Raw genomic sequence first — 17,926 nt, 5'->3', positions numbered from 1 at the left:
GGCGCGGGCCCACCCCGGGTACACCATCCGAACCGGCGCGGCCGTTGGTCACGGCGGCCGCGGTGGCGGGCCGTCGTCGTCCTCCACGGCGCGTGCCGGTGACCCGGTAGTCTGCGCGGGTGGCTGCTGTGACACTGACCGACGTGATCGACGTGCTGGAGGCGGCCTACCCGCCCGCCCGGGCCGAGTCCTGGGACGCGGTGGGCCTCGTCTGCGGCGATCCGGCCCTGCCGGTGAGCCGGGTGTTGTTCGCGGTGGATCCGGTCGCCGCCGTCGCCGAGGAGGCCCTTGACTGGGACGCCGACCTCATCGTCACCCATCATCCGCTCTACCTGCGCGGCACCACCAGCGTCGCCGCCACCACGCCCAAGGGCCGCCTGCTCCACACCCTGATCAAGCACGACATCGCCCTCTACACCGCGCACACCAACGCCGATGTGGCCAATCCGGGCGTGTCCGACGCCCTGGCCCGAGCCGTCGGCCTGGTGGGCGACCTGGTGCCGCTGCGGCCGTTCCCGGACGATCCCTGGCGCGGGCTCGGCCGCATCGGCGACCTGCCGGCGGAGACGACGCTCGGCGCGTTCGCCGAGCGGGCCGCCGCCGGGCTGCCGCGCACCTCGTGGGGGATCCGCGTCGCCGGCGACGAGTCCCGCCGCGTCTCCCGGGTGGCCGTCAGCGGGGGAGCGGGCGACTCGCTCCTGGCCACGGCGCGTGCCGCGGGCGTGGACGTGTTCCTCACGGCCGATCTGCGGCACCACCCGGCCAGCGAGTTCGTGGAGGCGGGCGGGCCCGCGCTGATCGACGCGGCGCACTGGGCCACCGAATGGCCGTGGCTCGACAGCGCCGCGTCCATCCTGGGCTCCAGTGGCATTAACGTTGAGACACGTGTCTCCGCCACGGTCACCGATGCTTGGACAAGAGGATATTGATCATGAAAGCAGCCCCTGAGGCCCAGAAGCGACTGCTCGACCTGGCTGAGCTCGACTCCAAGCTCTCCCGGCTGGCCCACCGCCGCCGCACCCTGCCCGAGCTGGCCGAGATCGACGAGCAGTCCAAGCGCTACGCCAGGCTGGTCACCCAGGCGATCGAGGCCGAGACCGAGGCGAGCGACCTGGCCCGCGATCAGATCAAGGCCGAGGGTGACGTCGACACCGTCCGCACCCGCGCCGACCGCGACCAGAAGCGGCTCGACTCCGGCGCCGTCGCCTCGCCGCGTGACCTGGCCGGCCTGCAGTCCGAGATCGCCTCGCTGCAGCGCCGGCAGGGCGACCTCGAAGAGGTCGTACTGGAGATCATGGAGCGCCGCGAGGCCGCCGACGCCCAGGTGCGCGCCTTCGGCACGCAGCGCGACGAGCTCGCCGCCGTCTTGTCCACCTCCGAGGCGCGCCGCGACGCCGCCTTCGCCGAGATCGACAAGGAGGCGGCCGAGCTGCGCACCAACCGCACCGCTGCCACCGAGGACATCCCCGCCGACCTGCTGAAGCTCTACGAGAAGCTCAAGGAGCAGTACACCGTCGGCGCCGCGATGCTGCACGGCGGCCGCTGCCAGGGCTGCAAGGTGGCCCTGTCGATCGCCGAGATGAACCGGATCAAGGCCGCGCCGCACGACGAGGTGCTGCGCTGCGACGAGTGCCGCAGGATCCTCGTCCGCACCCCGGAGTCAGGCATTTGACCTCGTACGTCATCGAAGCCGACGGCGGCTCACGCGGCAATCCGGGCCCGGCGGGTTACGGCGCCGTGGTCATGGACGCCTCCGACGGCCAGGTGCTGGCCGAGGCGGCCGAGGCGATCGGCGTCGCCACCAACAACGTGGCCGAGTACCGCGGACTGATCGCGGGCCTTCGCTCGGTGCTGGAGCTGGCCGGCGACGGCGCCGAGGTGGCCGTGCGGATGGACTCCAAGCTGGTCGTCGAGCAGATGGCCGGCCGCTGGAAGATCAAGAACGAAGGGCTGCGCCCGCTGGCCCTGGAGGCGGGCAAGCTCGCCAGGCGGCTGCGGGTGACGGAGTGGACCTGGATCCCACGCGCCCGCAACCAGCACGCCGACCGCCTGGCCAACGAGGCCATGGACGCCGCCGCCAAAGGACTGACGTGGAAGGCGGGCGGCTCAGCCACACCCCGCGAAACGATCACTGGCGCCTCACCCGCACAAGGCGCGGGCGGGCCCGCCACGAGCGATGCGGCCGCACGTCGGGCGGCGAGCGACTCGGGTGCGCAGCGGACGGGTGGTTCGGTGGCGCGGGGGGCGGCGTCTCTGGCGGAGCAGACGGACCTGCTGGATGCGGGCGACATTGCGGAGTTGTCCGCGCCGACCGCCTCCGTTGCCGCAGCCCAGCAGCGCACCCGAGGCACCGGCTGGTCCCCTCCCACCCATGTCGCGACCTCCCTGGTGCTGCTCAGGCACGGCGAGACGCCGCTGTCGATCGAGCGGCGCTTCTCGGGCCTCGGCGACCCCGACCTCACCCCCAACGGCCTGGCCCAGGCCGCGGCGGCCGCCGAGAAGCTGTCGCGTGACCCGTACCGACCCGACGTGATCGTCGCCTCCCCCCGCACCCGCGCCCAGCAGACGGCTCAGGCCGTGGCAGCCCGGACGGGCCTCGACTACGAGGTGGACGAAGACCTCAGGGAGACCGATTTCGGCGCCTGGGAAGGGCACACGTTCACCGAGGTCCAGCGACGCTGGCCCACCGAACTGGCCGCCTGGCTGACCGACCCGGACACCCCGCCGCCCGGAGGTGAGAGCTTCACCGCCGTCGCGCACCGCGTCGAACGAGCCGAGCAGCGCCTGAAGGACACCTACGAGGGCCGTACGATCCTGGTGGTCTCGCACGTCACGCCCATCAAGACCCTGCTGCGCCTGGCCCTGCTGGCACCCCCGGCGGCCCTTTACCGCATGCACCTCGACCTGGCCTGCCTGTCCCTGATCGAGCACTACGCCGACGGCCAGTCCGTCGTCAAGACCTTCAACGACACATCCCACCTGCGCTGACCGGCCGCCCGACCGGCCCTCCCGGGGCGGTCCCCCGAGACGATCGTGCCGAGACGATCGTGCCGGGGCGGTCGTGCCGGGGCGGTCGTGCCGGGTGCCGCCAGAACACCCGGCACGACCATCGTGCACCGCCCCCCTCAGGCGATGACACGTCCCCATCCCATCGCTCCGATCTTGTCATTTGCTTGCGAACAGCTTGCATGCGATAACCTCGACCCCAGACGAGCCGGCCGGGCGGCCGCGTCGGGCCCGCGAGGGCCCGCCGAGGAAGGTCCGGGCTCCACAGGGCAGGGTGGTCGGTAACGCCGACCCGGGGTGACCCGCGGGACAGTGCCACAGAAAACAGACCGCCTCCCGGTCTCCGGGAGGTAAGGGTGAAACGGTGGTGTAAGAGACCACCAGCGCCCACGGTGACGTGGGCGGCTCGGTAAACCCCACCTGGAGCAAGGTCAAGAAGGGACGCCTTCCGAGGCGTCCCGCGTGCACCGCTTGAGGGCTGCCCGCCCGAGGCGCACGGGTAGACCGCTTGAGGCCGCCGGCAACGACGGCCCTAGATGGATGGTCGCCCCTTCGCACCGCGAAGGACAGAACCCGGCCTACAGGCCGGCTCGTCTGCATTTTTCCCCGCCGGCTGTCGATGTGATCAGGTGTCGATCGACCTTTAAGCTCTTCCGGCGAAGGTCAAGCCTCGTTGAGATCGGTGCAGTGCGCGATCGACGCGTCGTCCGGAGTCACCGCGTGGTCTGCCTCCGCCAGTCGGACCCGGCGGATGATCTCGGCGGGTCCGCCGGCCGTCAGGACAGCCAGGGCCCCTGGCCAGTCGGTGAGCCGGAACCGGTCCACGATGCGGCTGGCGCCATTGCTGAGCAGGGCGGCGCTGGTCAGGTCGGAGATCGGGCAGGCGCCGGTGATCGCCTCGTACGCCGCCTGTGGGTCGTCCTTGGCCACCCAGAAGCCGCCCGGCCGGTTCCGGTTGGCGCGCAGCGCTCGCAGGAGCCGGTGGTACTCGTCGCTCCCCTGGGCGGCGGCTTCGAGCGCAGGCTGGTACGACCGGCTGATGATCACCTCCCGGGGGTCGGAGACGACGAGCGGCGTACCGTCCGCTCCGTCGAGGACGACGAACGCGTCGCCGAGCACCAGGTGCTCGACGAGGCCGCCGGACAGGCGCAGGATGGCCACGGCCGCCGACGGGCTGATGGGGTCGGCGACGTCGCAGGTGTCCCGGTGATCGTCCGTCACCTGCTCGATGGCCTCGGCGAGCAGCGCCGGAAGGGCGCGGTCCCGTACGCGTGACAGAAGGTCGAGGAGACGGCCTCCCAGGCGGGCGGCGTACCAGGCCACGCCGTGCCGGCAGATCGATGCGGTGCCGGGGATGCCGGCGCCGTCGATCAGCACCGCTGCCGTCGGTACGGCGCCGGTGAAGTCCTCGTTCGCGTGGCCGGTCCTGGCCGCAGCACTCGTCATCGTCACCCGCATGGTCCGGCGCCCCTCTCACTGATCAAGGCACCGACTCTAACAAGCGCTTGGGCCGGATTCCCCGGCTGCGGGCGCCTCGCCGGTCAGGGGGCCACCGAGCTCAGCAGGGGCCGCCGAGTTCGGCAGGGGGGCCACCGCGCTCAGCAGGGGCCGCCGATCTCAGCGCCGCCGTACCCGAGCTGCCCCGATCCGTGCTGCGCGCGCGTCCGGGCAGGGTCCTCGTCCGCCGAGAAGACGACAGGCGGTCATTCCGCAGGCGGACGACCGCCACGGCTTCCCCGCCTAACGTCGGCGACATGCTGAACAACCAGGTGACCTTCCGCCGCGTCGCAGCAGGTCTGCTGCTCATCGTGGCCCCGCTGCTGCAAGCGCTGGCCGTCCTCGTGGACCCCGGCACGTGGGGCGATGACCGCGAAGCGGTCAGCTTCGGCGACAACCCCGTCCTCGCCCAGACCCAGTCCGTGCTCTATCACTGGAGCTGGATGCTCATGGCGGTGGCCGCGTTCGGGCTCGTCCATCTCACCAGGCGCAGGGCGACCCGGCTCGGGCACGTGTCCGGCGCGCTGACCGTGATCGGCTATCTGTCGCTCTCCGGTCTGCTGCTGAGCGACCCCGTGGAGTGGTGGCTGGGCCAGCGCTACACGCCGGAGCAGGCGCAGAAGATCCTCGACGAGATGCTGGGCCTGCCGGGCGTCCTCTTCGGCTTCCAGATGCCGTGGATGTTCTTCGGGTTCCTCGGCCTGCCGGTGCTCGTCGCCGCGGTGTGGCGGGCGGGGTTCGCCGGCTGGTGGGTGCCGGCGCTGGTCGCCGCCGGTTACCTGGGGTCGTTCCTGGTGGAGTACGGGCCCGCCACGGCGGTCTTCTGGACCGTGCCGGTGATCGGGCTGGGCTGGCTCGGGGTGAAGGTGCTGCGCATGGGAGACGAGGCGTGGGCGGCCTACTATCCGGCCGTGGCCGCCGGACACCCAGGGGAGTCGTACGCGCGGACCAGCGCTGAATGAGGGGCGAAGGCACCCGACACCTCCGCCCCTCCGGCCCCTGGGAGACAGGACCCACCGCGAAGCGAGCCATGGGCATGGGGGACGACCTCGCGGATGCCGATGACGCTAGCCGCGCACACGAGCCCGTTCTGCGGAGGAATACGCAGAAGCGGGCTCACGTCTTCACCGAGAGCGTGGAGGGCACCGGCGGCAGCATGTGCACCCTGGCCGAGCCGATGTCGAAGTAGAGCCCCACCAACTTCAGCCGCCCGGACCGGATCTGCTCGTCCACTTTGCGGTAGGTGCGCAGATTCTCCAACTGCTGTTGTACGTTCACCCGGCAGAGCGTGTCCAGCGCGTTGCCGTCCAGCCGGTCGCCCTCGGTCTCGATGAACCGGGCCAGGCTGTGGTTGCCATGGCGCAGCCAGCGCCGCATCGCCGGGAGGCTGCCCGCCTTCACCCCGCCGCTGAGCAGCCCGGCCATCGCCCCGCAGCCCGAATGCCCGCACACCGTGATCGTGTGCACGCCGAGCACCTGCGTCGCGTACTCGATCGCCGCGCCGACCGAGTCGTCGTACGCCTCGGAGCCCTTGCGCGGCACCAGGTTGCCGATGTTGCGCACGGTGAACAGATCCCCGGGCCCGCTGGCGGTGATCAGGCTGGGCATGACCCTGGAGTCCGCGCATGTGATGAACAGGTGCGTGGGCTGCTGCTTACGGGCCAGCTCGGTGAAGATGGGACGCACCAGCGGAGCCGTACGCCGGTGAAACTCCCGCGCGCCCGCGGTGAGCTGGCAGTCCGGCTGCACGGGATTGCCGTGCAGCGGCATGACCCGGTGGGCAGGGCCGCGACGCCGGTGCGCCCACGGCAGCCACGAGCGGTCCGGCGCCCTGGCCGGGTTCTTCGCGGGATACATGCGGACCCCGCTGACCGCCATGGCGTACCACTCCTCGTGGAGCTCGTCGATGTCCACGGTGCCGCCGAGCCGCTCGTGGTCCTGCCGCCAGGAGTGGATCGCCTCGAAGGCGGCGTTGTCCATGAAGTCGATGTCCAGGTCGAGGTCCACGGCCGCCCCCGCCGGGATCGCCCGCAGGTCCTGGGTGAGCCGCGGCACGCCGAGGAAGGTGAGGGAGCCGGAGATCGTCGCGTGGTGGCGGCCGTCGGGCTCCACCCGGGTCTTGACGGTGACCCAGGTCAGCCGGCGCAGCGCGAGCAGCGCGGCCAGGGCCAGACCGAACAGCACGCCCTCGGCCAGCCCGAGGAAGATCACGCCCGCCATCGTCACGAAGTAGGCGGGCACCTCGCCGTGGCCGTGCACCTTCTTGATGTGGCCGAGATTGACCATCTGCACGCCGATGAACACCAGCAGCGCCGCCAGCGCCTCCACCGGGATCAGCTGGATCGTCCAGCCGAAGCCGATCGCGAACACCAGCACCCACACGCCGTGCAGGATCGTCGAGGCCCGGCTGCGCGCGCCCGCGCGCGCGTTCGCGGTGCTGCGGACGATCACACCCGCCAGCGGCAGGCCGCCCAGCGCCCCGGCGACCATGTTGGCCACGCCCTGCCCGGCCAGCTCCTGGTCCAGATCGGCGCGGGGGCCGGTGTGCATGCTGTCGACCGCGACCGAGCACAGCAGCGACTCGACCCCGGCCAGCAGCGCCACGAGCAGCACCGAGGCCATGATCAGATGCCAGTCTCCCTGCGGCAGCACGGGGAAGGCCCACTCGGTGAAGGTGCCGGACAGGTCGATGCGGGTGACGTCCCAGCCGAAACCCCAGGCGCTGGCCGAGGCGATGAGCAGCGCCGCCAGCGGCGCGGGCACCGCCTTGACCGGTTTGGGCATCCGCAGCCAGACGGCCAGCACCCCGATCGTGAGCAGACCCACCGCGATCTTGTGACCGTGCAGCTCGGCGAGCTGGCGGGGCAGCTCGATCAGGTTGGCCAGCGCCGAACGCTGCGGGCTGCCGCCCAGCACGATGTGCAGCTGGGACAGGGCGATGACCACGCCGACGCCCGCCAGCATGCCGTGCACGACCGCGGGGGAGACGGCCAGCGCCGCCCTCGCCGCCCTGAACACCCCCAGCAGCAGCTGCACCGCTCCCGCGAGCAGGGTGATCATGCAGGTCGCTCGCCAGCCGTACGTCTGCACCAGGTCGGCGACGACCAGGGACAGACCGGCCGCGGGCCCGCTCACCTGAACGGCCGAGCCGCCCAGCGCGCCCGCCACGATGCCGCCGACCACGGCGGCGATCAGTCCAGCGGCGAGAGGGGCCCCCGAGGCCATCGCGACGCCCAGGGAGAGGGGCACCGCGACGAGGAAGACCACGAGCGAGGCGGGCACGTCGTGCCTGAGAGTACTCAGGGCGCTACTGTCGGTCACGCGGGTCATGGTGCAAACCCTAGTGCCGACCCGGTTGTGTTTAAGACGCGGACAACGGGTTTTGCAAAACTATGCCTTGCCCGTCGTGTCGCTCGACGTCGCGCCGATCAACGGTAGTAGTCGGGGAACTCCTGCTCCGGTGTCGTCCGGCGGTGGCCGCCGGTCTGCTCTGTAGCGCTGCCCGTGCCGGACTCGGCGGCCGCGTTGTAGCCGGGCCAGGTGCCGGCGGCCGCGGCGGGCTGCTCCGGCCACGCGGCCACGGTGTAGGCGCCGGTCTCGTAGGCGTACGGCTGGCCGGCGGGCTGCTGAACGGGCGACGGGGCCGACAGCACGTCGTCATAGGCGGAGACGGTCCTGGCCGGCGCCGTGGGCGTGCCGGCGGCGGGGGAGGGGCCGGTCAGCGGGTCGGAGTCGTCGGCCACGGCCCAGCCGGGACGCACCTCGTAGGAGCTGGGATAGGTGGGTGCGGGCACGGGCTCGAACGCGGGCCAGGACCCGCTCGGCGTCGAGCCGGTGGGGGCGGGGTCGTCGAGGATGTCGGGGGAGGCCGCCCAGGAGCCGGACGTGGTGGCCGGCGTGCCGGACCAGTTGGGGTCGAGCGGGCCGGTGCCGCCGCCGGTGTAGGCGGGGAACGGGTCGCTGGTCGGTGCGCCGTGCAGGGGCGCGGCGGGCACGGCCGGGAAGGAGCCGCTGGACGCCGGGTGCACCGCAGGGAAGGAACCGCTGCCGGGAGAGCCGTTGCTGGACACCGACCGGTAACGCGAGTCGCCGCCGGAGGCGGGCTGGCCGTTGTTCGACAGGGACTGGCTCTGCGCCGCGGGGCTCGCGGGGGAGGAGCCGCCGGTCCGCAGCGGGTCGGGCCGGGTCGGCGGCACCGACTGGGCGCCGGCGCCCAGGATGCTCATCACGTCGGCGGTCGGGGCGGCGAACGTCACCGTGCGCTGGTCCGCCAGCTGACCGCTGGACTGCGCGGGGCGCTGCTGCACCGGCTCGACCAGGTCCGCCAGTCCGGCGGCGGCGGCGGCGGGAGCCGGAGCCTTCGCGGGGCGCTGGGGAAGCGGCGCCTGTACGGTCGCCGCGTTCGGGTCGGCGGCGACGGGCTCACGCCTGCTCCTGCGGGCGGGCCGGGCGGCCGGCCGGTCACGCTCTGCCGGGCCGGGGCGTTCGGCCCGGGCCGCGGGGCGCTCACGCTCTGCCGGGCTGGGACGTTCGGCCCGGGCCGCGGGCCGCTCACGCTGCTCCGCCGGGCCGGGACGCTCGGTTCGGGCCGCGGGCCGCTCGCGCTCTGCCGCACCGGGGCGCTCGCCTCCGCCGGGCTGATCGGCGGGCCGTTGACGATCGACGGGGCGGGAAGCGCCCTTACGAGCGGCGACCGTGCCGCCGGCGCCGAAACCACCCTCCTCGGCGTCGCTGCGGATGTTGGCCCAGAACTCCTCGTCCTCGTCATCAGAGTGGGGGTTGCCCCATTCGTCCACGCCACGCTTGCCACGCTGGCCGGTGCGCACAGGTTTGGCCTTGCGCTCGTCGATAGGGCTGAAGTCCGGGCTGAACTTGCTCATCTTGGGCTCCGATGCGGCGAACTCGTCCGTCGAGCGCGCGTGGGTCAGCCCTTCCTTCTCAGCCATCTCCTTCAGCCGCTCGGGAGGGAGCGAACTCTCCCGGCGATTCATGGAACGCATGCCCAGTGCCACGACGACGAGCACGAGGAGCACGACAGCGACCAAGCTCACGACGACCGCGATCATTGCACCACCCTCAAAGCCATGGCCTCCCTGTGGCGCCGGTGAGATCGCGCGGCCATCGACGCGACCTGCCCCCTGTGATCACCAGCACCTAACAATTTGATCTGATTCTGTCGGACCACTATGAGCGTTGTCACACCCTAAGTGAAGAATTGGTAACCACTAACACGTGCAGTATTCGGATTTTCACTCAATGTCCACAACTGTGAGCCGCCCACGGGCGATGGTCTTGTCCGCGATCTTCTTCAAGATCTCCGAGAGGGAGGCGCCCTCCTGGACGTCGACCCGCGCACTCAGCGTGTAGACGCTGAACCGGTACGTGCCCTTGTCGTTGCAAGGAGGCTCGTAGCCGACCTTGCTGCTGGTGACCTTCGCCTGACTGGAGCCTTCTGGCAGGCTCTCGGCGGAATCGGGGCCCAGCTCGGTCGTGGTGGCGGGGATGTTGTAGAGCACCCAGTGCACGGCCGAGGTGGACGGAGTATGGGAGTCGACGACGATCGCGATGGACTTCGCCTTGGACAGAGGCTGACTGGACCAGCGCAGCGCCGGGCTGCCTTCGCGGCCCTTGCAGGAGTGCTGGCGGGGCAGCGGTTTGCCCTCGCGCAGGTCCGGGCTCGAAACGTTGATCCTCGCGATCTCGCTGGCTTCGGACCTGCCGAAGAAGGCGGTGCAACCGGTGGAGGCGAGCATCGCCAGCACCGCTGTCACAATGACAGCAGCGTGTCGCACGCGCCTCGCGTTGTTACACAGCCCCATGCCGCATGATGCTACGCGGGTCCAGGCGCTGCGAAGACCGTTTCGCGATGGTCGGTGGCCGGTAAAGGACGCGAAATCCGTCAGAATCGAGGCATGGAGCGGGTGAGTTCGGACCCAAGCCTGACCTTCGCCATCCTCGGCCCGCTCGAGGTTCGCCGAGACGGCGAGGTCGTGGAGATCGCGGGGCAGCGGCTGCGGACCTTGCTTGGCCTGCTCGTTCTCGACGCGGGCCGGACTGTTCCGGTCGAGCGGCTGATCGCCGGGATTTGGGACGAGCAGGTGCCGTCGGGCGTCGGCAACGCGCTGCAGGCGCTGATCTCACGGCTACGCTCCGCGCTGGGAAAAAATCATGCCCGCCGGCTCGTGGTTGCCGAACCCGCCGGATACCGGCTGGCGGCCGGACCCGACCAGGTCGACGTACGCAGATTCGCGCTTCTCGCGCGTGCGGGTCAGGCGGCGCTGGCGGCCGGTGACGCCCGCACGGCTGCCGCCACCCTGCGGGAGGCGCTCGCGCTGTGGCGCGGTCCGGTGCCGGCGGAGCTGGCGGGCGCGGGGCTCGCCGCCGACGTCGCCCGGCTGGAGAGCGGGCGGCTGTCGGTGGCCGAGGACCGCATCGAGGCCGAGCTGCTGCTCGGCCGGCCCGCCGGCCTCATCGACGAGCTCTCCGGCCTGCTGACCGCGCACCCGCTGCGCGAGCGCCTGCACGCACAACGGATGAGAGCCCTGTACGGCGCGGGCCGGCGAGTGGAGGCCCTGGCCGCGTACGAGACGGCACGACGCACCTTCCGCGACGAACTCGGCGCCGACCCCTCACCGAGCCTGACAGAACTGCACCTGACCATGCTGCGCGACGACCCGCCCCCGCCAGAAGACGTCACCCCTACGACCGGCCCGCACGCCGGCCAGGGGTTGGAGGGGGCGTTGTCGGCGGGTGGGCGGCGGGGAAATTTACGGGCGCGGCTGACCAGCTTCGTCGGACGGGAGGACGATCTCGACCACACCGCCGATCTGCTGTCCGCGCACCGGCTGGTGACGCTGATCGGGCCCGGGGGCGCGGGCAAGACGCGGCTGGCCACGGAGGTCGCGGAGGCCGTGGCCGCGACCATGCCCGACGGGGTGTGGCTGGCCGAGCTGGCCTCCGTGAGCGACGAGACAGGGCTGGTGCAGAGCCTGCTGAGCGCGCTCGATCTGCGCGACGGCCGGCCGCTGCCGCTGGCCTCCCTGCCGCGGGACCCGTTCGAACGCCTGGTCAGGGCGCTGCGCGGCAAGCGGCTGCTGATCGTGCTGGACAACTGCGAGCACATCGTGGAGCAGGCGGCGCGGGTCGCCGACCAGGTGCTCGCCGACTGCCCGGACGTCCGGATCCTGGCCACCAGCCGGGAGCCGCTCGGCATCACCGGTGAGGTCACCTGGACGCTGCCGCCGCTCGGCCTGCCACCGGCCGGCGCCGACCCGGCCGACGCCGCCGGCTACCCCGCCGTGCGGCTCTTCGCCGACCGGGCCGCCGCCGTACGGCCCGGTTATCGGGTACGGCAGGACGCCGGGCCGGTCGTCGCCATCTGCCGGGCGCTGGACGGGCTGCCGCTCGCCATCGAGCTGGCCGCCGCCCGGCTGCGCTCGCTGACCGCCGAGGAGATCGCCGCCCGGCTGGGGGCGCGGGAGGGCAGGTTCCGGCTGCTCAGCTCGGGGAGCCGCACCGCCCAGGCGCGCCACCAGACGCTCCGCGCCGTCGTCGAGTGGAGCTGGAATCTGCTGGACGAGGAGGAGCGGACGCTGGGCCGGCGGCTGTCGGTGTTCGCGGGCGGCGCCACCCTCGACTCGATCGAACACCTCCACGCCGCCACCGACGAGCGCCTGCGGAGCCGACGCGCCGACGCCACGGTCGAGCGTCTTCAGGACGGACCTTCCGATGCCACCGACGAGCGGTTCCAGGGGGGACCGGCCGATGGCGCCGCCCATGACGTGCTGGGGTCGCTGGCCCGGCTGGTGGACAAGTCGTTCGTGATCTTTGACGCGGGGCGTTATCGGATGCTGGAGACGATCCGGGCCTACGCCGCTGAACGGCTCGACGAGTCCGGCGAGCTGGACGTCGTCCGGCGGGCGCACGCCGTTCACTTCACCGAGCTGGCCGAGGCCGCCGAGCCGGGGTTGCGTACCGGCGAGCAGATCGACCGGCTGGCCGAGCTGAGCGCCGAGCACGAGAACCTGTCCACCGCGTTGCGGTGGGCGATCGAGAGCGGCGCCGGCGAGCCGGCGCTGCGGCTGGTCGGCGCGCTCGGCTGGTACTGGTGGCTGCGCGGTCACCGGCTCGAAGGCGCGCTCCGGTCACGCGAGGCGCTCGCGGTCCCGGGCGGCGGTCCCGCCCCGCTGCGCGCCATGAATCTGGCGATACACGTGCTCAACGGGGTCGGCCTGCTCCTGTCGTGGGAGGAGGCGATGGTCATGCTGACGGAGATGCGGGAGCTGCGCTCGCCGGAGGTGGCGCCGCATCCGCTGGTGGCGCTGGCCGGGCCCATGTTCGTGCTGTCCGGCGGGGGCGCGCCGCAGTCGGAGGCGCTGGTGGCGGAGATGTCCGGGCACCCCGACCCGTGGGTGGTCGCCACCGGGATGCTGCTGCGCGGGCTGACGCACTATTCAGCCGGGCGCATTGAGCAGGGTGAGCGGGAGACCCTGACCGCGCTCGACGGCTATCGGACGATCGGCGACCGATGGGGCGCCGCCACCGCGCTCGCGACCCTGTCCGACGTGCACTTGCTGCGTGGCGAGTCCGAGCTCGGCATCGAGGTGATGCGGGAGGCCCTGGAGCTGGTCGACGCGCTCGGCGCGCTGGAGGACACCGCGTACATGCGGGCCAGGCTGGCGCTCGGCCTCAACCTGCTGGGCCGCCGCGCCGAGGCCGAGCGGCTGCTGCGCGACATCGCCCAGGTGGCGGCCGACAGTGGTGACCAGCTCGGCGAGGCGGGGATCCTGGCGGTCTGGGGCGAGTTCGCCAGACAGGACGGCGACCTGGGAAGCGCCCGCGAGCACTACGCGCGGGCCCTGAGCATGATGGACGCGAGCGTCGCCGTCCCGGTCCAGATGATTTCGGCCGTCAACTCCTCGCTCGGCCTGCTCGCCGTACAGGAAGGTGATCTCGATGGGGCGCGGCGGCTGCTCACGCTGGCGTTGAAGCAGGCGACCGAGGTGGGGGACGCCCAGCTCACCGGGATCGCCGTCATCGCCTGCGCGGGGCTGGCCCTCGCGCACGGACGGGCGGAGGAGGCCGCGGCGCTGCTCGGTGGCGCGGAGGTGATCAAGGGCATCGCGGCGGTGGTGGACTTCGACCATGTACGGCTCACCGCCGACGCGAAGGCCGCGCTCGGGGATCGGGAGTTTCTCCGTCACCTCGAACGCGGCCGGGGGATGGACCAGGACGACGTCGTCGCGCTCGCGCTGCGCACGTGACCCCGGTCAGACGCGGCTGCGGAAGACTCTGATCGCCAGCGGGGCGAACACTACGACGAAGCCCGCCGACCACAGCAGCGAGATCATGGCCGAGCCGGCCACCTCGCCGCCGATCAGCAGCCCGCGGATCGCGTCGGACAGATGGGTCACCGGGTTGACGTCGGACCAGGCCCGCAGCCAGCCGGGGAAGGTGTCGGGCGACACCAGCGCGCTGCTGGTGAACGTCAGCGGCATCATCACCGAGAAAGCGATCATCTGCACCTTCTCGGGGCTGGACGCCTTGAGCCCGATCAGCACCGACATCCACGACATGGCCAGCGCCACGATCACCAGCAGGGCCAGCGCCCCGAGCAGGCCGGCCACGCCGGTGGAGATCCTGAAGCCGAGCACCATGCCGAACCCGACGAGCAGCGCGAACGCCCACACCTGCTTGAACGTGTCGGCGATGATCCGCCCGGCCAGCGGCGCCGTGCGCGCGATCGGCAGGCTGCGCAGCCGGTCGAAGACGCCCTTGGTGATGTCGGTGTTGAGGCCGATCGCCGTGGACAGGGTGTAGAACAGCGCGTTCTGGACGAGCAGACCGGGCAGCGCGAACTGCAGGTAGTCACCGGTCGAGCCGGAGATGGCGCCGCCGAACACGTACGTGAACAGCAGCAGGAACATGATCGGCTGGATGGAGAGGTCGAGCAACTCCCAGGGGTTGTGCTTGATCTGCACCAGGCTGCGCCAGGCCAGCGTCAGCGTCTGCCTGACCGTGGCCCCTGGACTCACCCTCCTGGGCAGGGCGGGCAGGGGGGTGGTGATCGCGGTCATGAGAAGATCTCCTCTTCGGCCTTCGCCGGCTCCTCGGCGCGGTGGCCGGTCAGGGCCAGGAACACCTCGTCCAGGCTGGACTTGCGCAGCGCCAGCTCCGAGGCGACGATCCCCAGATCGTCGAGGCGGCGCACGATGGCCGGCATCACCGTGGGGTCGTGCACGGCGACGGTGACCTTGCCGCCCGACGTCTCGGGCCGGTCGGCCACGAGCTCGGCGACGACCTTGCCGACCAGCTCCAGCTGATGCGCCTCCAGCGGCCGCACCTCCAGCACCTGCCCGCCGGTGGTGGCCTTGAGCTCGTCGGAGGTGCCCGAGGCGATCACCTTGCCGTGGTCGAAGACCACGATGTCATCGGCGAGCTGGTCGGCCTCCTCCAGGTATTGGGTGGTCAGCAGCACGGTCACGCCGTCGGCCATCAGCCCCCGCACGACGCCCCACAGCTCGGTGCGGCTGCGCGGGTCGAGCCCGGTGGTGGGCTCGTCCAGGAACAGCACCTGCGGCCTGCCCACCAGGCTGGCGGCCAGGTCGAGTCGCCTGCGCATGCCGCCGGAGAAGGTCTTGGCCGCCCGGCCGCCCGCGGCGGCGAGGTCGAACCTCTCCAGTAAGGACATCGCCTGCTCGCGCGACTCACGGCGGGACAATCCGAGCAAGCGGCCGATCATCACCAGGTTTTCGACACCGGTCAGCATCTCGTCCACCGCGGCGTACTGCCCCGTCAGGCCGATCAGCGACCTGACCTGGTGCGACTGGCGCCCCACGTCGAATCCCAGCACCGAGGCCCGGCCGGAGTCCGGCACCAGCAGCGTCGCCAGAATGCGCACCGCGGTGGTCTTTCCCGCGCCATTGGGGCCCAGCACGCCGAGCAGCCTGCCAGGGGGCACGACGAGATCGACGCCGTCCAGCGCCTTGGTCTCGCCGTAGCGTTTCACCAGGCCTTCAGCCTCTATCGCATATCGCATGCCTCCACAGTGACCTACGCCACTGACATTTTCCGGATACGGATCGGCATGCCGCTGACAGATCGCTGATATGCCGCGAGCCATAAGCTGGTGCTGTGATGTCATCTGGCCCCCTCCGCGATCCGGCGAACCGCGTCTCGCCCAAGGCCCGCGGCCTCTGGCTGCTCGAGGCGCTGATCGGTTTCGTGCTCCTGATCGGCGGATCTATCCTGGTCGGCGGCTGGGTGGGCGGGAGCGGGTGGTCGTGGGTGCCGGACTGGTTCGCCGCCCGGCCCTGGGCGCTGCCGGTCGCCGTCGGCGTGCTGACGACGCCGTTCCTGGTGGCCGAGCCGTTCGTGCGCTACCGGGTGCACCGGTGGGAGCTGTCCGGCGACGTCCTCTACGCCCGGCAGGGGTTCCTGACCAGGGAGTGGGTGTTCGTGCCCGTCAGCCGCATCCAGACGGTGGACAAGGAGCAGGGCTGGCTGGAACGGATGCTCGGGCTGGCGACGCTCGAGGTCCGCACCGCCTCGCACGCCGGCTCCTCCACGATCAAGGGACTCGACTACCTCGTGGCCGCGGGCCTGGCCGAAGGGCTGGCCCAGCGCGCCGAGCAGCTCAGGGACGACGCGACATGACCGGCCCGACCCAGCCCCCACAGCCCGACGACCCGTCCCCGGACGATCGCCCGCCTCCGTCCGACGGTCCGCCCTCGTTCGAAGCCCCCGCTGTGGACCCGTCACCTGTCGGCTCGCCGCCGGGTGGCGGGGGGTGGGATCCGGGTACGTTGCCGGCGCCGGCGCCGGTGACGTCGCGGCGGCTGAGTCCCAAGGTGCTGCTCATCGACCCGGTCCGGATGCTGCCCTCGCTGCTGCTGCCGCTGGCCGGGGTGCTCGTCGTCGGCGGCTTCTCCGGCAGGTCCTACCTGTGGGCCGCGCTGGGCCTGGTCGGCACCGTGGTGTTCGCGGTGATCAGGTGGCTCACCTTCACCTACGACTTCGCCGGCGACCGGCTGGAGATCAAACGCTCGCTGATCAGCCGTTCGGTCCGCACCATCCCCCTCGAACGGGTACGCGGGGTCGACGTGTCCACCCCGCCCATGCACCGGCTGCTGGGCCTGGCCGTACTCAAGATCGACACGGGCGCGAGCGGGGGCGACGGCGAGGCCACCCTCGACGGCGTCACCCTGGGGGAGGCCGAGCGGCTGAGACCCATCCTGCTGCGCCGCGCCCGCGCCGCGGGAGTCGAGGTCGAGGACGTCACGCCGGAGGTGGCGCCGTCGCCCGGCCAGGGGGCCGATGCGGACGTCATCGTCGCCGTGCCGCGCACCTGGCTCCTGTACGGTCCGCTTTCGGGCGCGTACCTGCTCACCCCGTTCGCGCTCGCGGGCGGCGCCATCGGCCTGGCCTTCCAGTGGGGCGACGAGTTCGGCCTCGGCAGGGACGCCGCCTTGACGGCCGGCGAGTGGCTCTGGGAACGGCCGTCCCTGCTGGTGGCCGCCGCGGTGCTGCTCGTGGTGGCGATGCCGTTCGTGGGCGGCGTGATGTACGCGGTGTTCAACTGGAACTTCAGGCTCAACAGGCGCGATGGCTACCTCGTCGCCGAGCGCGGCCTCATCAACAGGCGCAGCGTGTCGCTGGAGTCCAGGCGGGTGCGCGGGTACGAGATCGTCGAAGGTCTGGCCGAGCGCTGGGCCGGGGTCGCCCGGGCCTGGGCCATCGTGACCGGCCTCGGTGATTCGGAGACCCGCGGGCAACTCCTGCCGGTGGTGCCCCGGCACGTGGCCCTCAGCGTCACCGGCGACGCCATCGGCCCGTACGAGGCCGAGGTGCGGCCGCACCCGCCCATCGCCCGCAACCGCCGCCTGTTCCGGGCCATCGCCCCGTGGCTCGTCCTCGCGGCAGTCGCCGCCGCGCTGATCTGGGCGACCGGGTCGCCGCTGTGGTGGGTCCTCCTGGTGCTCAGTCTGCTCCTGGCGGCCGTCGGCGTCCCCCTGGGCATCGACCGCTACCACTCGCTCGGCCACGGCTACGACGGCGTCCGCGTGACGGTGCGTTCCGGCTCGCTACGGCGCGCGCAGGCGGTGGTGGAGCGGCGCGCCGTGGTGGGCTGGCGCCTGCGCCAGACCTGGTTCCAGCGGCGCGCCGGAGTCCTCACCATGATCACGGGTGTCGGCGCGGGCAAGGGCGGCTACTCGGCCATCGACGTCTCCGAAGCCCAGGCCACCGCCTTCCCCGCAGAGGTCACCCCAGAATGGCTGGCACCGTTCCTGAAGACATGACCTTCACGCGGCCCTGCCCTGACCAGGTCACATTCTGGCTTGGTATGGAACGGTCCCAACCCGACTCCTGACTGGCCCGATCCTTTGCGCTGGGCCAGGTGGTTCCGGGTGAGTCGGGTGGAGTG

Annotated in this window: 13 protein-coding genes and 1 other RNA gene; 8 read left to right on the top strand and 6 right to left on the bottom strand. The window is 71.8% G+C overall.

Going from position 1 to position 17,926, the window contains the following annotated elements; all coding sequences use genetic code 11:
* Nucleotides 1-128: 128 nt before the first annotated feature.
* The 4 genes from IEY87_RS23000 to rnpB all read left to right on the top strand — a co-directional run bounded on the left by IEY87_RS23000 (nt 129) and on the right by rnpB (nt 3,603).
* On the top strand, nt 129-929 hold the full coding sequence (locus IEY87_RS23000) for a Nif3-like dinuclear metal center hexameric protein (RefSeq protein WP_189141090.1): 801 nt from the start codon (nt 129-131) through the stop codon (nt 927-929).
* Between the two features lie 2 nt (nt 930-931).
* The gene (locus IEY87_RS22995) at nt 932-1,672 is read left to right on the top strand and encodes a zinc ribbon domain-containing protein (RefSeq protein WP_189140818.1); all 741 of its coding nucleotides are present in this window, start codon (nt 932-934) and stop codon (nt 1,670-1,672) included.
* A complete protein-coding gene (locus tag IEY87_RS22990) occupies nt 1,669-2,988 on the top strand; it encodes a bifunctional RNase H/acid phosphatase (protein ID WP_189140817.1) in 1,320 nt (439 codons plus the stop codon). The genes IEY87_RS22995 and IEY87_RS22990 overlap by 4 nt, the downstream gene beginning before the upstream one ends.
* Before the next feature lie 222 nt (nt 2,989-3,210).
* Nucleotides 3,211-3,603, top strand: an RNA gene (gene rnpB / locus IEY87_RS22985) — RNase P RNA component class A.
* 66 nt (nt 3,604-3,669) lie between these two features.
* Here the strand turns inward: rnpB and IEY87_RS22980 are convergent.
* Entirely contained in the window at nt 3,670-4,452 is a 783-nt protein-coding gene (locus IEY87_RS22980) for a protein phosphatase 2C domain-containing protein (protein ID WP_189140816.1), read from the bottom strand.
* 308 nt (nt 4,453-4,760) lie between these two features.
* On the opposite strand from IEY87_RS22980, the gene IEY87_RS22975 reads away from it, so the two are divergent.
* On the top strand, nt 4,761-5,465 hold the full coding sequence (locus IEY87_RS22975; protein WP_189140815.1) for a hypothetical protein: 705 nt from the start codon (nt 4,761-4,763) through the stop codon (nt 5,463-5,465).
* Nucleotides 5,466-5,619: 154 nt separating this feature from the next.
* On the opposite strand, the gene IEY87_RS22970 is transcribed toward IEY87_RS22975, so the two are convergent.
* The 3 genes from IEY87_RS22970 to IEY87_RS22960 form a co-directional block, all read right to left on the bottom strand.
* Nucleotides 5,620-7,833, bottom strand: a complete 2,214-nt coding sequence (locus IEY87_RS22970) for a SulP family inorganic anion transporter (RefSeq protein ID WP_189140814.1) — start codon at nt 7,831-7,833, stop codon at nt 5,620-5,622.
* A 98-nt stretch (nt 7,834-7,931) separates the two neighbouring features.
* Complete coding sequence (locus IEY87_RS22965) at nt 7,932-9,569, bottom strand: hypothetical protein (protein WP_189140813.1); 1,638 nt, start codon at nt 9,567-9,569, stop codon at nt 7,932-7,934.
* A 183-nt stretch (nt 9,570-9,752) separates the two neighbouring features.
* Nucleotides 9,753-10,274 (bottom strand): YbhB/YbcL family Raf kinase inhibitor-like protein, encoded by a 522-nt coding sequence (locus IEY87_RS22960; protein WP_189140812.1) that lies wholly within the window; start codon nt 10,272-10,274, stop codon nt 9,753-9,755.
* Nucleotides 10,275-10,415: 141 nt separating this feature from the next.
* On the opposite strand from IEY87_RS22960, the gene IEY87_RS22955 reads away from it, so the two are divergent.
* Nucleotides 10,416-13,766, top strand: coding sequence for an AfsR/SARP family transcriptional regulator (locus IEY87_RS22955; protein WP_189140811.1), 3,351 nt, complete (start codon nt 10,416-10,418; stop codon nt 13,764-13,766).
* Between the two features lie 6 nt (nt 13,767-13,772).
* Here the strand turns inward: IEY87_RS22955 and IEY87_RS22950 are convergent, their stop codons facing one another.
* Both IEY87_RS22950 and IEY87_RS22945 read right to left on the bottom strand, forming a co-directional pair.
* Nucleotides 13,773-14,579, bottom strand: coding sequence for an ABC transporter permease (locus IEY87_RS22950; RefSeq protein WP_189140810.1), 807 nt, complete (start codon nt 14,577-14,579; stop codon nt 13,773-13,775).
* Nucleotides 14,576-15,541, bottom strand: coding sequence for an ATP-binding cassette domain-containing protein (locus IEY87_RS22945; protein ID WP_189140809.1), 966 nt, complete (start codon nt 15,539-15,541; stop codon nt 14,576-14,578). Before IEY87_RS22945 ends, IEY87_RS22950 begins: the two co-directional genes overlap by 4 nt.
* A 98-nt stretch (nt 15,542-15,639) precedes the next feature.
* Here IEY87_RS22945 and IEY87_RS22940 point away from each other — a divergent pair, with 98 nt between their 5' ends.
* Both IEY87_RS22940 and IEY87_RS22935 read left to right on the top strand, forming a co-directional pair.
* Nucleotides 15,640-16,158 (top strand): PH domain-containing protein, encoded by a 519-nt coding sequence (locus tag IEY87_RS22940; RefSeq protein ID WP_189140808.1) that lies wholly within the window; start codon nt 15,640-15,642, stop codon nt 16,156-16,158.
* A complete protein-coding gene (locus IEY87_RS22935; RefSeq protein WP_225277555.1) occupies nt 16,155-17,801 on the top strand; it encodes a PH domain-containing protein in 1,647 nt (548 codons plus the stop codon). Before IEY87_RS22940 ends, IEY87_RS22935 begins: the two co-directional genes overlap by 4 nt.
* Nucleotides 17,802-17,926: the final 125 nt, after the last annotated feature.

The sequence above is a fragment of the Nonomuraea glycinis genome, assembly GCF_014646515.1.
In the GTDB taxonomy this organism is placed as follows: Bacteria; Actinomycetota; Actinomycetes; order Streptosporangiales; family Streptosporangiaceae; genus Nonomuraea; species Nonomuraea glycinis.
Note: the sequence above shows the minus strand (reverse complement) of the source record. Positions and strands in the feature narration are given on the sequence as shown.

Excerpts from the sequence above, each read along its gene's own strand:
- IEY87_RS22955 (WP_189140811.1), top strand. The coding sequence starts at position 10,416 with ATGGAGCGGGTGAGTTCGGACCCAAGCCTGACCTTCGCCATCCTCGGC.
- IEY87_RS22950 (WP_189140810.1), bottom strand. The coding sequence starts at position 14,579 with ATGACCGCGATCACCACCCCCCTGCCCGCCCTGCCCAGGAGGGTGAGT.
- IEY87_RS22980 (WP_189140816.1), bottom strand. The coding sequence starts at position 4,452 with ATGACGAGTGCTGCGGCCAGGACCGGCCACGCGAACGAGGACTTCACC.
- IEY87_RS22965 (WP_189140813.1), bottom strand. The coding sequence starts at position 9,569 with ATGATCGCGGTCGTCGTGAGCTTGGTCGCTGTCGTGCTCCTCGTGCTC.
- IEY87_RS22935 (WP_225277555.1), top strand. The coding sequence starts at position 16,155 with ATGACCGGCCCGACCCAGCCCCCACAGCCCGACGACCCGTCCCCGGAC.
- IEY87_RS22970 (WP_189140814.1), bottom strand. The coding sequence starts at position 7,833 with ATGACCCGCGTGACCGACAGTAGCGCCCTGAGTACTCTCAGGCACGAC.
- IEY87_RS22940 (WP_189140808.1), top strand. The coding sequence starts at position 15,640 with ATGTCATCTGGCCCCCTCCGCGATCCGGCGAACCGCGTCTCGCCCAAG.
- IEY87_RS22975 (WP_189140815.1), top strand. The coding sequence starts at position 4,761 with ATGCTGAACAACCAGGTGACCTTCCGCCGCGTCGCAGCAGGTCTGCTG.
- IEY87_RS22945 (WP_189140809.1), bottom strand. The coding sequence starts at position 15,541 with ATGCGATATGCGATAGAGGCTGAAGGCCTGGTGAAACGCTACGGCGAG.
- IEY87_RS22995 (WP_189140818.1), top strand. The coding sequence starts at position 932 with ATGAAAGCAGCCCCTGAGGCCCAGAAGCGACTGCTCGACCTGGCTGAG.